This is a genomic window from Spiroplasma culicicola AES-1 (genome assembly GCF_000565175.1).
GTDB classification, from domain to species: Bacteria; Bacillota_I; Bacilli_A; order Mycoplasmatales; family Mycoplasmataceae; genus Spiroplasma_A; species Spiroplasma_A culicicola.
Window position 1 is genome coordinate 820,010 of sequence record NZ_CP006681.1, and the last position, 16,606, is coordinate 836,615.

Here is a 16,606-nt window from a genome sequence, read left to right on the forward strand (position 1 = left end):
AGTTGATTTTAAAAGTCAAATGCTAATTGTTCATCATCTTTTAAATTGTCAATAATTTTTAACTTAGTAAAAATCTGAATTTGAGTTTGAGTAACTTGTGTTCTTTGCTTTAAATCATTGACACTTGTAATTTGGCGATCACTGCGAGCATTAACAATTGAATTGGCCACAGCTTCACCTAATGAATCAATAACATTGAATGGAGGATACAATACTTTTTTGCCCTCTTCTTCAATTACTCTAAAACGAACTGAATCTGAAATATTGAAATCAATATTTTTAATATTAATTCCTCTCTCAAACATTTCAATTAATACTTCATAAGTTGTAATTAATCCAATTTCTTTTGCAGATAATTTCATTTTATCATTTTGCATTTTTCTTAAATTTTCTAAAGCGCTTCTTACTCCACTAACTCCTTTAATAGTTGCTTCTAAATCAAAGAAGTCAGCTCTTGTTGAAAATCATGTTGCATAATATTCTTCTGGATAATATATTTTGTATCAAGCAACACGATATGCCATTAACACATAAGCAGTGGCATGTGCTTTGGGAAACATATATTTAATTTTTAAACAACTGTTGATATATCATTCTGGAACATTATGCTGTTTCATAATTTCAATTCAATCTTTATTTAATCCTTTTCCTTTTCTAACACTTTCCATAATATTAAAAGCAGTTGAAGGATCAATATCTTTTGTCATTAAATAAACCATAATATCATCACGACATCCAATAACTGAAGAAATATTGGCAATTCCATCTTGAATTAAAGTTTGAGCGTTACCAACATAAACATCAGTTCCATGACTTAATCCTGAGATTTGAACTAAGTCTGCAAAGGTTTGAGGTCGAGTTTCTTCCAACATTTTTCGCACAAATTGTGTTCCAAATTCAGGCAAGCCAATGGCTCCTGTTGTTTCACCATACAATTTATTTTCATCAATTTGTAAAGCACTTAGATTTGAAAATAATGAATAAACTGCTTTGTCATTTGTTGGAATTGAAATTGGATCAACTCCAGTTAAATCAAATAACATTCTTAAAGCTGTTGGGTCAACATGACCAAGAATATCCATTTTCAATAAGTTATCATGAATTGAGTGGAAATCAAAGTGAGTTGTTAATCATTCACTTGATGAATCATCTGCAGGAAAGTTTACTGGTGTAAAATCTTCAATATCAAATTCTTTTGGCAGAATAATAATTCCCCCTGGATGTTGTCCTGTTGTTCTTTTCACTCCAGTTGACAATTGGGCCAAACGTTCAATTTCAACTTTGCGAATACTTACATTTTGTTTTTCATAGTATCCCATGGCATAACCATAAGCTGTTTTATCAGCAACTGTTGAAATTGTTCCCGCTCTAAAAACATTGTGTTCTCCAAAAATTTCTTTTGTAAAGTTATGAGCAGTTGGTTGATATTCTCCTGAGAAGTTTAAATCAATATCGGGAACTTTATCTCCATCAAATCCTAAAAAAGTTTCAAATGGAATATCATGTCCATCTCCAATTAAGTTTTCTCCACATTGAGGACAATCTGCTTTTGGTAAATCATATCCACATTTAAATTCACTTGGTGTATTAAAGTCTGAATACTTACATTTTGCACAACGATAATGAGCACGTAATGGATTTACTTCAGTAATTTCTGAAGTTGTTGCTACAAATGATGAACCAACTGATCCACGACTTCCAACTAAATAACCATCATCATGACTTCTTTTTACAAGTAAATGACTAATTCAATAAACAACTGCAAATCCATGCTTAATAATTGATTTTAATTCTTTTTCAAGCCTTGCTTCAACAATTTCAGGTAAATTATCACCATACATTAATTTTGCATTTTTATAACATTCATCTGATAAAAGTTTATCAACATTTTCAATTTGAGGAGGATAAGAACCACTTCTAATTGGTTTAATATCGCTTTCAATCATGTTAGCAATTTTATTTGAATTTTCAATTACAAGTTTGTGAATTAATTCGCTATCTTCAAGTCATTTAAATTCTTCTAACATTTCATTTGTGGTTCTTAAATGTTGGTCTGGATTATCTTTCACTCTTTGTTTGAAATCATAAAGTGGATGATAGCTTCCGCCAAGTCCCTTTGTATTAATATAAATATCTCTAATGATTTTTTGTTTTTTATCAACATAGTGAGCATCGCTTGTTGCCACAATAATTTTGTCTTGTGCTAATGCTTCTTTAATAATTAAACGTAAATAATTTTTTAATTCTTCTTCTGTCACATCACCAGTTTGCATTAATTTTTTATAAACACTCAGTGGTTGAATTTCAACATAATCTAAAATAGAAATTGCTTCACGAATCATTTCTAAAGTTCCAGTTCTTACATAATCAAAAACTTCACCATTAACACATCCAGAACCAATAATAATATTATTATTAGCTTTTATTTCTAAAAGTTTAGATTTAAAAATCTTTGGACTACCTAAGAAATTTTTAGTATGTGAATAAGAAATTAATTTATATAAATCTTTTAAACCATCTTGATTTTTTGCAAGTACATTAATGTGATGTCCTCTTGAACGTTTAAAATTTTCATTTTTAAATTTATCAACATTAAATTTTAGTCAATCATCAATGTAATCAATTGGATAAACTTTTTTAGCTTCACTTCACATGTGTTCATAAACATTTGTTAAAACTTCAGCATCATAATCAGCACGGTGAGCAATTTTCTCATCATATAAAATTCCATATTCTTTAGCAACTGTACCAAGTCTGTGGTTTTTTAATTTAGGACGTAATAATCTTGCTAATGTCAAAGTATCAATAACTGTATTATTTAATTCACCATAACCAAATTTTTTGGCATTAACATTTAAAAAGTTAAAGTCGAAGTTGGCATTGTGAGCAATCAAGATTCCATCTTGAATAATTTCCATAATTTTTTTGAATTCAACTTCAATTGAATTTTTATCTTCTAACATTTCATTAGTAATATTTGTAAGATCAGTTGTAAATGCATTAACTGGTTTTTTGGGTTTGATTAAAATATCATATTTTTTTGAAGTTCCTTTTGCATAGTCATAAACATTGGCTCCAAATTCAATGATCTCATCAAATTCAGGAGAAAGACCTGTTGTTTCTAAGTCGAAAACTACAAATTTAGCTTCACGTAAATTTTGGTTTTGTGAATTTTTAATTGTTCAACTATCATCGGGAATCATAACAAGTTCACTTCCATAAATCAACTTAAGTTGATTTTCTGGTTCTACACCTTTATTGGCAGAAGAAATTGCATAAAATGCATCTGGATAACATTGAACATTTAAATGATCTGTAATTGCAATTGCATTTCATCCTCAACGTTTTGCTGTTTCAATATATTCTTTTACTGAACTAACCCCATCCATTGAACTCATTTTTGTGTGAGTATGTAATTCAACTCTTTTTTGAGGAGCATCATCTGAAGATAAAACCGATTTTGAATCAATCTTTTTATATTTATCAATGTAAAAAATATATGTTTTATCATAATCTGAATAATTATATTTACCATTAAATGAAACTCAATCACCTTTACGAATAATTTCATTTTCCATTCCACTTAATTGTTCTTTATTTTCTTCTGTAATTTCATCAAATAATGTAGCATCATTATTTCTTTGAAAGAAAACACACATTACTGATGATTGACCATCTGTAATAGCTAAATTATAAATGTATCTTCCCGCTTTTGAAACACGCACTTCTTTTAAAAAGACTTGTCCATGAATTGTTACATTTTGTGCATTTTCTTCTAAGTCTTCTAATTTGTCATAAGTTGGTGTTGCCAATACTTCATTGTTAGAACGATATTTAGCTTTAAAATTATTATTTGGTTTTGAAGTTGCTTGTAATTTTTCAACAACTTGAGTTTGAGCAACTTTTTTTGAAGCATTTGCATACATTTCTTGAACTTGTTCTAAAGAATTATTTTCGGCATCTTTATTTACTTTAATTTCTAAGTCTATGTTTTTAAATCCATACTTAAATAATTTGTTTTTATAATATTCTCTGTGTTCTTCTAATAAATTTTTTTGTAATTCATTATCAACAAAAAATCTTACTAAGCGATAGTTTTCAAAATATTCAACAGTTGAAGGTGATAAAACTTTAATTGTTCCAGTTTTCACTTCTGCTTTTAAATCTTTAATATATTCAATATGTTTTCAAATTAATTCATTATCATAAAGATCATTGTCCACAATTAAATTTAATTTTGTTGGCACATAAGTATTTGTAACTAAACTTGTTTCAAGTTTATGTAAAACATTAATTGGTAAAAAATCTTTTATACGAATAAAAACACGTAACATATTTATTGATTCAGAAAAATATGCATCCATAATTTGGCCATCTTCAAAATATTTTTCCTCTTCTTGATTAAAAAAGATATTTAGTTTTTCTAAAAACTCTCTTAAATTATCGTGCATTATTTTTTACCTCCCTTTAAAGTATAAAATCAAATATAGTAATTAAAACAAATAAACTTAAAAATAGAATTGCTCCAGCAGAATAAACAATGATTTTGTATTTTTGAGGTAACTCTTTTCTAATAATCATTTCAATAATAGTTTCAAGAACTTTATAGCCATCAAGTGGTGGAATAAAGATCATATTTAAAATAAATAAGTTAGCACTTAGCATTGCAACATACATAAAAAACTGTTGTCCATTAGCTAACATTGTTGCAGTTTGACCTGCAACTCCAACTGGTCCTTGTAGTTGTGTAATATTTCCAGTAAAGAGCATACCAAATGATTTAATAATTGTTAAAGATTGAGTAAAAGTTTCTTTTCATCCAGCTAAATATGCTTGTCCTGCATTTGCAAAATAGCGAGTTGGAGCAGCAATTCCGATTGATTCTCCACCTTTATAATCTGCTTGAGTTGATTGTTCAGTTATTTGAACTTCTTGATCAATTACTTTTCCAGTAAATCTATCTACTTGTCTAAAAGCAAATTTGATTGATACATTTTCTTTATCTTTTCCCAATTGTAAATGATCTAAAAAGTTATAAACTGTTTTTTCATAAGTAGCGGCTTGTTTATTATCAAGTTCATTTATTTTTGGACCACATTCAGAATTGTTTTGTTGACAAATATTATCAAATAAAATCTCTGTATTAGAATATAAGGTTCATCCCCAAATTACATAACTTTGATCAATCTCAATTTTGGCTTCACTATGTTTATTTACCTTTTGGTCAATTAATTTATAAGCAATCATATCCTTATTGTAAGTGGCACCATAAAAACTCATGTCATTAGGTTTAACTTGTGTAACTGCAAAAATAGTTGTAAATAAAAAGATAGCAATAAAAAGATTCATTAATGGACCAAATAAAATGAAAAGCAATTTCTTTCATCTTGCAATATAATCCATCATTCTTTCTTTAGGAACTATTTCATCTTCACGTTCAGCTGGGGGATCTACTTTATCAGATGCAATTGAGCAATATCCTCCAAGTGGAAATGCTCTAATTGATAATCAAGTTTCTTTTCCTTTAAAAACAAAGATTCTTGGACCAAAACCAATTGCAAATTCATAAACATAAGCTTTTGATAGTTTTGCAATGATAAAATGACCAAATTCATGTAATGTAATTAAAATTAAAAGAATAAGTATTCCTACAAAAAAACCTAAAGTTATCATTCCTGCACTCATCTACATTACCTCTTCAATCATTTTTCTTGTTTGATTTCTCACTTTTTGATCAAATTCAAACATTTGTTCATAATTATTGTAAGTTATTTCATCTGTTGAATTAAATATTTTTAAAACAATTTGTGTAATATCAAAATAACTTAGTTTTTCTTCTAAGAAATATTCAACAGCAATTTCATTAGCTGCATTTAAAGCAATTGCTTTTGAATTACCTTTATCAATACATTCATAAGCTAATTTAATGGGAATAAATCTTTCTTGATCAATTGCTTTAAATTCAAGATTAACCAATTGTTTAAAGTCCATCATTTTTAAAGCATTATACGATGTGCGTTTTGGATAATGTAAAAAATAATTAATAACTTGTTTCATATCTGGAATTGATATTTGTGCTTTAATTGAACCGTCTTTAAATTCAACCATAGAATGAACTAATGATTGAGGATGAATTAAAACATCAATGTTTTTACTTTTAAATAAGTGATATGCTTCTAAAATTTCAAAAGCTTTATTAAACATAGTTGAACTATCAATAGTAATTTTGGCCCCCATATTTCAATTTGGATGTTTTAAGGCTGTCTTTAAAGTGATTGATTTAGTATCTTCTAAAGTTAAATCTTTAAAATTGCCCCCACTTGCAGTTAACAAAATTCTTTCAATTGAATTATTTTCTTCTAAACATTGAAAAATAGCACAATGTTCTGAATCAATTGGATAAATTTGTGCTTTTTTTGCTTTTGCCAGCATTTGATTAATTAAATCCCCAGCAACTACAAATGATTCTTTATTAGCATTTAATAAAATATCTTCTTGTTCAATTGCTGCTAATGTAACTTTTAAACCAAAAAAACCGCTTAATGCATTAATAGTTAAATCATGTTTAACTGTAAATAGTTTTAAAATGTCATCATTGATAAAAGTTATGTTTTCATATTTTTCTTTTAAGTGAGCTAAATTATTTGTAGAATAAACCATTTCAATATTTTCAAATTCTTTTAAAAATGATTCAACAAGTGAATCATTTTTTCCTATACTTATTGCCTTTAAATTAAAGTTATCTTTATTTTCTTTTAAAATTTCAATTGTTTGAACTCCAATATTTCCTGAAGCTCCAAAGAGTATTATATTTTTCATTTTCTTATAAGAAGATAACAATAAAGAATAATATAAATCAAGAGAAAAGGATTGAATCAAGTCTATCTAAAACTCCACCATGTCCAGGAATTAAGTTTGAATAATCTTTAATTCCCACAATCCTTTTAACTCATGAAAAGATTAAATCTCCAAATAAACCAATTACTGGAAATGCAACTGCTAATAATAAATACATTAAGATTGGTAATATAGTCTCACCACGATCTCACATTAAAGTAATATCATAATTAAATGGTCTAAAGTCTTCTGCTACAAATAAGAAGATAATAGCATAGATTGATCCAAATAGAAAACCACAGCTTAATCCAATTGCAGCTCCTTCTCAAGTTTTTTTAGGACTAATTTTTGGAGCCAATTTTGTTTTGCCAAATGCCATTCCGCCAATATATGCAAATGAATCACTTAAGATAATCATTACTCAAATTCAAATGATTGTATTAAATGAAAAATCTGCCATTTTTGTTCCATTGTTAAATGTTACCAAATTTAAACACACGATTGTAAATCCTTTAAAGGCAAAAACAATCATAAATGAGATTAATAAATTTAAACCTAATTTTTGAGGACCAATATTTTTGTCTAAAAACCCAAATAAGAAGTAAATTAATAAAATTAAAGGAATAAAGATAAAAAATTGTCATAGTTCTAATCATTGTCCTAAATTAAGTTGCATATAAAATGAGAAATTATATAAATTTGCTTTTACTGGAAATAAATAGAATACCAAAATTACAATAAATGTAACTAAATGGTGATATCACTTATTAAAATTTGTTGCTCTATTTATTTCAAATAAACACATACAAATTAATAAACTACTTGCAATGATTGTAAAATATGAAGATATTTCAATATTTGGTCAATTAAAATATGTATAAAATGCTCCACTTGAAACATATCCAACTAACAAAATTAATAAAACAATTGCAGAAGCAAGTCTAACTTTAAAAGCACTTTTTCCTTCCTTTGTTTTAAAACGATTAATTGATACTTCTTGAGTATCTGTAATCTCTTGAGTATCTGTAATTTCATAATTATCAATATCATTTTTTCTCATAATTTTACTCCTCGATTCTACCAAATCTGCGATCTCGTTTATTATATGATTCTATTGCTAATTTAAATTGATCTTTATTAAAATCTGGTCAATAAGTTGGTGTGAAATAAAGTTCTGCATATGCAGCCTGTAGCAACATAAAGTTACTTAATCTTTGTTCTCCCCCAGTCCTAATTAATAAATCAATTTTTGGACTTTCTTTTGTATATAAATTATTATATATGTCATCGAAAGTAAGTTCATTAATATTTTTATTTTGATTATAGTATTTATTAAACACTATTTTAAAACTATTTTCCACCTCTTGATAACTACCATAATCTAGAGCAATATTGACATTAATTGTTGATAACTCTTTAGTATTATTTTCAATATCTTCTAACTGGTTTTTTGTTTTTAGAGGAACTTTACTTCTGCGACCAATTCAATTAACTTTAATTCCATTATCAATATATTTTTGTTGATTTTTTTTACCAAAAATATCTCCTGGAAACTTCATTAAATAATCAACTTCACCTTTAGGGCGGTTTCAATTCTCTGTTGAAAAGCAAAACAAAGTTAAAAACTTAACTTCATGTTCAATGGCTGTCAAAATTGTGTCAAAAATATTTTCCATACCAATTTTGTGGCCATAAGTTCTTGGTTTATGTCTTTGTTTTGCTCATCTACCATTTCCATCTAAAATGATAGCAACATGCTCTAACTTTTTCACAGATTATTTCCTTACTTTACAATTTGCAACTCTCTAAATGGAGTTGTTAAATATTGATATCCATCATTTGTAACTAAAATATCATCTTCAATTCTAACTCCCCCAATTGAAGGAATATAAATTCCTGGTTCAACTGTAACACACATTCCAGGTGCTAAAGTTTTATTTCCAGCAGCTGAATTATAAGGTTCTTCATGAATTTCAATTCCCAATCCATGTCCTGTCCCGTGTGTAAAATATTGACCATATCCTTTTGATTCAATATAGTCATAGCAAATTTTGTGGATTGTCAAACAATCAACTCCAGGTTTAATTGCTTCAATTCCTAAAGTTTGTGCTTCATAAACTATTTGATAAATTTCTTTTAATTTTTGATTATCATCATTTCCTAAAACAAATGTTCTTGTTTGATCTGAACAATACCCATTATAATAACATCCCATGTCAAGAGTAATAAAATCTCCCAATTGTACTTTTCTATCAGTAGGTACTGCATGAGGTTTACTTCCATTAGGACCTGAAGCAACAATTGTATCAAAACTTAATTTTGATGCTCCATTTTTTAAGAAACTATCTGAAACAAATCTTGCAATTTCAAGTTCACTCATTCCTGGTTTTGTAAATTCTAATACTTCTAAAAATACTTGATGAGTAATATCGCACGCTTTTTTAATTTGGGCAACCTCTCATTCATCTTTAATCATTCGAATTGCTTCAAAATTATAAGTAACCATTGTTGCTTCTAAGTTTTTTTCAAATGATTGTTGTTGAGCTACAAAGATTCAATCAGATTCAAAAACTACAGTTTTAATGTTTAATTGTTTAATTTTTTCATTAATTAATTTATAAACTGGACCAAATTCAATAATTTCATCAATATTTGTTAACATATCACTTTCACGTGCAGCAGTAATATATCTTCCATCAACAAATAAATAACTTTTTTCTTTAGTATATAAAACATAGCCTAAACTTGAGTTAAATCTTGAAAATCAATAACGATTTTGAGGTGAATACAATAAAATTGCATCAGCATTTAGTTCTTCTAAAACTTTATTTAATAATTCTTTTTTCATTTTCATTTCTTCTTTCTATATTAAAAAAATAAGGGATACAAAAAGTACCAAACTTCTTATATTCCTTATTTTTTTTGTTTATGTACTTGGTGTGCATTACATTTGAAGCAATGTTTTTTTACTTCAATTTTTTCTTTTCTTTTATCGTTTTTTGCAATGTAATTTTCTTCTTTACAAACAGAACAACGTAAGATAACTCCTTCACGCATAAGTTGTGAACCTCCTCTTAAGATATTTTTATAATTAACTTTTCTATGATATAAGCAAAATAATAATATCAAAAAAAACTATCATTTTGTTAGTTTTTTTACAATTAAAATAAAAAAACACCATACTTTTGTGTAAAATTATATTGATTATTTAGGAGTGATGACATGAAGAAGTTACTAAGTATATTAGGCTCAACAGCTCTAATAACTACTTCAACAACATCTGTATTAGCATGTTCAAGCAATGCAAATTATAAAGAATTTTTAAAATGAATTGATCGCCAAGATACTTTCTTGTTATATTATGGAGCAGATAACTGTCCATATTGTAATCAATATCAAGATGCTTTAGATATGGTTAAAGGAACAGAAAATTCATTAGAAAATAAATTAAATGGCTTAAATGAAAAATATAATGCGGCTTTAGCTGCTGAGCAAGATGCCACAAATCCAATCAACGATTATGGAAAAGATTTAGTTAATGGAAACATTGATTACCATGAATTTAAAATTGAAGACCTATCAGATAAATGAAGCGAAAAATGAAGCGAAAATTTATATGATTGACTTGTTGATAGTTTAGTTGAGATTTATATAGAAGTTGTTTTAAAAGATAGTAATATTACTCATCAACAAAAAATCAATTTAGCAAAACCTCTTGTTAAAACATATATAGGTGATTTAGGAGTTCCATTCTTTTTATTAATTAGAAATGGAAAATTAGTAAATTGAACTACTGGTTTTGGTCGAAGCGAAGTTATTCCAGGTGAAGAACAAATAGTGGATTTTGAAAATTGATTTAATACTATTGAAACTGATTTTATGAATATTCAAATGCCCGAAGAATTAGTTAAAAAAATTCAAGAAGCAAACAATGGTTCTGGTGGTGAAGGTGAAACAACTGATCCTGCAACTTATAATTATGATCAAATTAATGTAAATAACTACTCAGCATACTTTGAATAAAAGTATGTTTTTTTATGTTTAAAATCTCAATTGAAATAAAAAAAATACACAATAAATTGTGTATTTTTAATCAAGTCCTAAAATGGTCCCCAGGGCCGGACTTGAACCGGCACGACCGATAAAAGTCGCTGGATTTTAAGTCCAGTGCGTCTACCACTTCCGCCACCTGGGGTTATTAATATAAATGGTGTCCCGTATAAGACTCGAACTTATGACCCACTGGTTAAAAGCCAGTTGCTCTACCGACTGAGCTAACGAGACGAAAATAAATGGCTGGGCTAGCAGGATTCGAACCGGCGCATGAGGGAGTCAAAGTCCCTTGCCTTACCGCTTGGCTATAGCCCAATTAAAATGGTGGGGAGTGACGGATTCGAACCGCCGAACCGTAAGGAGATGGTTTACAGCCACCCGCGTTTAGCCACTTCGCTAACTCCCCATTAAAAAAAGTGGTGCTGACTAAAGGACTCGAACCTTCGACCTATTGATTACTAGTCAATTGCTCTACCAACTGAGCTAAGTCAGCATTGGTGTCCTTATTTAAGAACCTTTTCAATTATACAAAAAAACTTAATACAAAGTCAATCAAAAATTAAAAAAAACTACAAATTTTTGTAGTTTTTTTGGGAATAATTTTTAGTTTGCAGCATCATGTAAATCTTTAAAATGACCTGGAATTTTAATTAATTGTTCATATGTTCCTGATTGAACAATTCCTTCTCCTGGAGATAATACAAAGATTTGATCAACGTTTTTAATAGTTGATAAACGATGGGCAATAATTACTGAAGTTTTGTCTTCCATTAAAGCATTTAATTGTGCTTGAATTTCTTTTTCAACAATATTATCAAGTGCACTTGTAGCTTCATCTAAAACAATTAATTCAGGGTTTTTTAACAATATTCTTGCAATTACTAAACGTTGTTTTTGTCCCCCACTCAATAATAAACCACGTTCTCCAAGAACTGTTTTATATCCTTGAGGTCAAGAATTAATAATATTATCAATTTGGGCCTTACGACAAGCTTCGTGAACTTCTTCATCAGTTGCTTGGAAGTGTCCATATTTTACATTGTCATAAACATCTCCAAAAATAATTTGGGGATCTTGTTCAACATAACCTACATGTGCTAAAAAACTACGTAAATTAAAGTCTTTTAGATTTTTATCATTTATTAAAACTGCTCCTCGAGTGGGATCATAAAATCTCAATAATAATTTTGAAATTGTAGATTTTCCACTACCTGTTGCTCCCACAAAAGCATAACTCTTTCCTTTTTCAAGTTTTAAATTTAAATTTGGTACAATATTTACTTCTGGTTTTTCTGGATAGTTAAAACTTACATCTCTAAATTCAATTTTGGCAATATTTTCATCAAATAAAACACCACTATTTTCATTATCATCTAAAATTGGGTCTTTGTATACAACTTCATAAATTTTTTGTGAAGATGCACTTGCTCTTGAAAGACCAGGAATAATTCCAGCAATTTGTCATAATGGTCTTGTTAATGTTAAAGTAGCTGTTGTGATAGGAATTATTTTTGATAAAAATTCAGTTGTATTATTTCCATAAAATAACACACTAGCTCCAATAACTGCTAAATTAATAAAAACATCAGAAGAAATTAGTAATGCTAATAAATGTCCATCAATATGTGAAATTGGTTTAAAAGCTTTTAAGTATGGTTTGTGAATTTCTTCTAAACGTGACTCTTCATAAGTTCTTGTAGCACTTGATTTTACAAGTTTGATTGCTCCAATTCTGTCAATTACATCACCATTAATATCTGAAATTACATCTCTTACAACAACAACTTTTTTTTGATATGTCATTGAAAAAGCAATAATAACAATTGCAAACAAGTAAACTAAACTAATTGAAACAGCTGCTAGTTTTAAATCAATTAACAACAACATAATTGAACCAAATACGATAATAAATGGTGCTTGAATTACTCAAGCAATTAATCCAGAAATCTCATTTCCGATTACATTTGTATCTCCTACTAATTTAGTCATTAGTTTTCCAATTTTTTTATCTGAATAATATGAAATGTCTTGTTCAAGTAATCTTTTAATTGTTAAATTTCTTAATTCAACTTCTACTCTGACAGCCATTTTAATTGACAAAGCATTTCTTAGATAAGTTGTAAAATAAAGAATTAACATACTTGAAAAAGTAATCAGCATTCATTTTCACCAAACTAATCCATAATCATGACCCTGAGTAAGATCATTACTATAATCAAAAATTGCTTGTTTTAAAGTAATATTTATTAGCAATGAATTGATTGTCATACAAAATGAAGTAATAATAATAGCTGTTAGTAATGTTATAAATAAAGCTTTATATTTTTTTCCATAAACCAAAACGATTCACAAAAACTTTAACTTTTGTCGTTTCTTAATTAGAAAATAAATTCGTTCATTTGCGTCATAAACCTTTTTGTTCTTAAGTTTAGGTTCTTTAATATTTGCATCATAAAACGGATTATTTCCTCCCTGATACTCTGGTAACATTCTTCTCTCTCCTTTTAATTATTTATTAGATTATACCCATTTGTTTTTAAATATGTCGATAAAGTAAAAAATTTTATTTTGATTTAAGCAAAAGAAAACTATTGTTTAAATTAAAACAATAGTCTTTAGAATTAAAAAGCTTATTTTTTAATCCTAGTCTACATCTAAATCTTCATTATGTTCATCGATATTATCAACGATTTCATCAAAACCTGATTCTAAATCGTATAAAAGGTTATCTAAATCTTCAAAATCAATATCAAGTTCAATGTTTTTTGATTCTAATTCAGCTATCAATTTATTTTTAAAATCTGTGATTTCATTAATAACACCTGGAATGAAAAATGTATCTATCTCTATTCTCAAAGCGGTTTTCCTTTCATTTTTTAAAATTAGATCAATATTTTATAGCGGTTTATCTACAAAATATTTTAATAGGTTTATTTAGTTCAAATTGAAGCACAAACCTGCAAATATTTTACATAATAAAAGAAAAAATATAATAAATTTTAAAAAATGTTTTTGAATAATTAAACTAATTTTATTGGATTTAAAGTATAAAAAAAGCACTCTGGGCGGAGTACTTCGATTTGTAAAATCCAGGAACAAGCATATTATAATTAATTAAAAAATATAAAAACATGTTCATTTGATAGGGCTAAACAAACATTATGGGCTAATGATTTTTTGGCCTGTCCTAGACTTTTTAATTATAGATTAATTGACTTATTTTTTCAATTACTTTTTAAGGGTTTTTAAAATTTTTATGTAAGATTTAAGTTGTATCTACAAAATATAAAACTTTTCAATTAAATAGCGTATATGAAAACTTAAAACACGATTATATCGTGTTTTAAAAACATAAATATTAGTTTCACTATCTAAAAGTAATATCTTCAACTTTTAAATAACCTTCAGCATTAGATCATCAAGTATTTCAACCTGATGCATAAGCTTTAACATGAACAAAAAAGTCAAATCTTACAGTTCATTCATCAAGTTGACTAACTAGTACTGTTGCATAAGAATAGTTTCAATTAACAGAACCATAGTAATCTCTGTCTCAAAAATAATCCTCTTTAGTTTCAAAAAGTTTTAAACCTAAATATTTATCCTGATAAGTGATTTTATTTTCACCATCAAAATCTTTAACCATTGAATGTCCACTATATTTTATACTTACATTTGGTAATTGACTCATTAAGTTACTTGCTCCAAATTCAGCATGAACATCAACTGTACCCTTAGAACTATCTTCTTGTGTTGAACCATATGCTTCAACTCTTAATGATTTTGAAGTTCATTTATAATTTGAACTAGTTATTGAAGAAGTAAATTGCACAAACGTAGAGCCTACATATTGTCCTCCAACTTTTGATTGAATATATGCTTTATTATAATTAGTATTTGATAGATCAAGTATAATATCTTCTATATTAATATTAGTATTAACATTCTTTAAAGCATTTAAAATATTTCTTTCATTGGGATTTACAATATGTCCTATATTTTTTTCTTTAATTACATTTTCCAAATTATTAGAATTTCCTTCATTAATATTGCTCAATGTAATATTAACACTTAAAAATCCTTCATATTTATCAGTTTTTTTAGAAACAAATTTTGGTTTATAATTTTTTGTTTCTCCTAATTTAGGAATTTCAAAATCAATTCCCAATACACGTCAGTCATTTTCATTCATTAAAATATCAAATACAATGTCTTCAAGTTCTTCAACTTGAGGATTTTGTTCAACAATTTCTAGCATAATATATCATTTTATATCTTCTTCTGATGTTTCTGGCTTTAGTGAATTTAAATTTACTTTAGAATCTTTCAATTTAATATCACTTAAATTCAATGAATACATCGCATTACTATAACTATTATTTTCAACAATTGGTAGTGCATTTATATCCAAAATTGGTGAAATAGTTAAAGCAGATAATAGTGTAATAACTTTAAACATTTTCTTTCTTTCCTCCTTATTACACTTATAGTTTATATTATATTTTGGAAATTAAAATTTTGTTTTCAAGTTGACCTTTAAATAAATAATTCCTATCCGATCTATCAAAATCTAAAATCATTAATAACTCTTCTTTTGTTCCTGCTTGCATATTATTCCAGTATTTAGGAAGGTTATCTATTAGTTCTTTATGTTCACTGTCATCATAAAAGTAAACTGTTTTATAAAAAGAATTTGATACTAGGTCAATACCTACTTTTTGTGATACTTGTTTATATATTTCTATTTGTGATTCTAAGTTTCCTTCTCCAAGATTTTTAACTTCTTCGAAATTTGAAACTGAAATATCAGGAAAACTAATATCTTTTTGTAAATTACTTACATTAAATCGATAATTCATTAATAATTCATTTTTTAAACTTATATTTATATATTGTTCAAATGATGGTTCATCATTTTTTGAAGAGATAAATAAAATCTCAATTGTTTTTCCATATTCACTATATTTTATAGAATTATTAAAATCATTATTATAGAATAAATTGTTTAAATCATCAACAAATAAAATATTGTACATATCCTTAAAATTATCAAAATTCAAACTTATATTATCTAGTTTATAAAATGTTTTTATCAAAAGTGACGATAACTGATCTCAAATAAATTCTTGATAGTCTTTATTATTGTTAAAATCATTATTTTCTAAAGTAAAATTTGCAATACTATCTAATTCTTGATTATTAAATGCCCATTTAATTTTAATGAAAGAATCTCTATAGCTATTACCATTATCAATATTAAAACTACCACTATCTTTAGTCCTATAACCTGTAACTGAATAATTAATTACAAAAGGATTAGTTATATTATTCAATTCAATTAAAACTAGTACATCATTACTGTGACGAGGAATTATATTATTAATATTATCACCAAAAGTTAATTGGTAATTAGAATCTTCATTTGTAAATATTAAATATTTTTGCATTTCTTCAAGAATGATTTCATTTGTAATTGCACCATTACTATTAAAATTTCATTCAAAATTTTCTGGTAATAACTGTGGAACATACACTTTTGGAGGAATTTTACCAGGATGTTTTGTACAAGCAATAACAGTAGTTGCCATAGAAGCAGATAATCCAATACTGCTTAAAATACTTAGTATTTTTTTCATTTTTAACATCTCTCTTTTCTTAAACTAATTATAACACTTATATGCTTAATGTTATTTTAGTTATTTACAAGGTATCAAAA

The 16,606-nt window shown here is 27.0% G+C and carries 12 protein-coding genes and 5 tRNA genes; 1 reads left to right on the top strand and 16 read right to left on the bottom strand.

The window, feature by feature from the left end:
- Positions 1–8: 8 nt before the first annotated feature.
- The 7 genes from SCULI_RS03765 to rpmG all read right to left on the bottom strand — a co-directional run bounded on the left by SCULI_RS03765 (position 9) and on the right by rpmG (position 9,894).
- The gene (locus SCULI_RS03765) at positions 9–4,451 is read right to left on the bottom strand and encodes a PolC-type DNA polymerase III (RefSeq protein WP_025363314.1); all 4,443 of its coding nucleotides are present in this window, start codon (positions 4,449–4,451) and stop codon (positions 9–11) included.
- 16 nt (positions 4,452–4,467) lie between these two features.
- Positions 4,468–5,685 carry an RIP metalloprotease RseP gene (gene rseP, locus SCULI_RS03770; RefSeq protein ID WP_025363315.1) on the bottom strand — a complete coding sequence of 406 codons (1,218 nt, stop codon included), beginning with the start codon at positions 5,683–5,685 and terminating at the stop codon, positions 4,468–4,470.
- Positions 5,686–6,819: a 1-deoxy-D-xylulose-5-phosphate reductoisomerase gene (gene dxr / locus SCULI_RS03775; protein ID WP_025363316.1), complete on the bottom strand. Its 1,134-nt coding sequence runs from the start codon at positions 6,817–6,819 to the stop codon at positions 5,686–5,688.
- A gap of 4 nt (positions 6,820–6,823) precedes the next feature.
- Entirely contained in the window at positions 6,824–7,897 is a 1,074-nt protein-coding gene (locus SCULI_RS05545) for a phosphatidate cytidylyltransferase (RefSeq protein ID WP_053230332.1), read from the bottom strand.
- 4 nt (positions 7,898–7,901) lie between these two features.
- On the bottom strand, positions 7,902–8,609 hold the full coding sequence (gene uppS / locus SCULI_RS03785; RefSeq protein WP_025363317.1) for a polyprenyl diphosphate synthase: 708 nt from the start codon (positions 8,607–8,609) through the stop codon (positions 7,902–7,904).
- A gap of 11 nt (positions 8,610–8,620) precedes the next feature.
- Positions 8,621–9,685: an aminopeptidase P family protein gene (locus SCULI_RS03790; RefSeq protein WP_053230333.1), complete on the bottom strand. Its 1,065-nt coding sequence runs from the start codon at positions 9,683–9,685 to the stop codon at positions 8,621–8,623.
- Between the two features lie 65 nt (positions 9,686–9,750).
- Complete coding sequence (gene rpmG, locus SCULI_RS03795) at positions 9,751–9,894, bottom strand: 50S ribosomal protein L33 (RefSeq protein WP_025363319.1); 144 nt, start codon at positions 9,892–9,894, stop codon at positions 9,751–9,753.
- Positions 9,895–10,059: 165 nt separating this feature from the next.
- Here rpmG and SCULI_RS03800 point away from each other — a divergent pair, with 165 nt between their 5' ends.
- Entirely contained in the window at positions 10,060–10,860 is an 801-nt protein-coding gene (locus SCULI_RS03800; protein WP_025363320.1) for a lipoprotein, read from the top strand.
- An 83-nt stretch (positions 10,861–10,943) separates the two neighbouring features.
- Here SCULI_RS03800 and SCULI_RS03805 read toward each other — a convergent pair.
- The 9 genes from SCULI_RS03805 to SCULI_RS03845 all read right to left on the bottom strand — a co-directional run bounded on the left by SCULI_RS03805 (position 10,944) and on the right by SCULI_RS03845 (position 16,526).
- Positions 10,944–11,032, bottom strand: a tRNA-Leu gene (locus tag SCULI_RS03805).
- 13 nt (positions 11,033–11,045) lie between these two features.
- Positions 11,046–11,121: transfer RNA gene (locus tag SCULI_RS03810), tRNA-Lys, on the bottom strand.
- A gap of 9 nt (positions 11,122–11,130) precedes the next feature.
- Positions 11,131–11,205: transfer RNA gene (locus SCULI_RS03815), tRNA-Gln, on the bottom strand.
- Between the two features lie 7 nt (positions 11,206–11,212).
- Positions 11,213–11,296: transfer RNA gene (locus SCULI_RS03820), tRNA-Tyr, on the bottom strand.
- Between the two features lie 11 nt (positions 11,297–11,307).
- Positions 11,308–11,383: transfer RNA gene (locus SCULI_RS03825), tRNA-Thr, on the bottom strand.
- Positions 11,384–11,493: 110 nt separating this feature from the next.
- Complete coding sequence (locus SCULI_RS03830; RefSeq protein ID WP_025363321.1) at positions 11,494–13,380, bottom strand: ABC transporter ATP-binding protein; 1,887 nt, start codon at positions 13,378–13,380, stop codon at positions 11,494–11,496.
- A gap of 153 nt (positions 13,381–13,533) precedes the next feature.
- Positions 13,534–13,746 carry a hypothetical protein gene (locus tag SCULI_RS03835; RefSeq protein WP_025363322.1) on the bottom strand — a complete coding sequence of 71 codons (213 nt, stop codon included), beginning with the start codon at positions 13,744–13,746 and terminating at the stop codon, positions 13,534–13,536.
- Positions 13,747–14,257: 511 nt separating this feature from the next.
- Positions 14,258–15,349: a hypothetical protein gene (locus SCULI_RS03840; protein ID WP_025363323.1), complete on the bottom strand. Its 1,092-nt coding sequence runs from the start codon at positions 15,347–15,349 to the stop codon at positions 14,258–14,260.
- Between the two features lie 37 nt (positions 15,350–15,386).
- Positions 15,387–16,526 (bottom strand): lipoprotein, encoded by a 1,140-nt coding sequence (locus SCULI_RS03845; RefSeq protein WP_025363324.1) that lies wholly within the window; start codon positions 16,524–16,526, stop codon positions 15,387–15,389.
- Positions 16,527–16,606 lie beyond the last annotated feature (80 nt).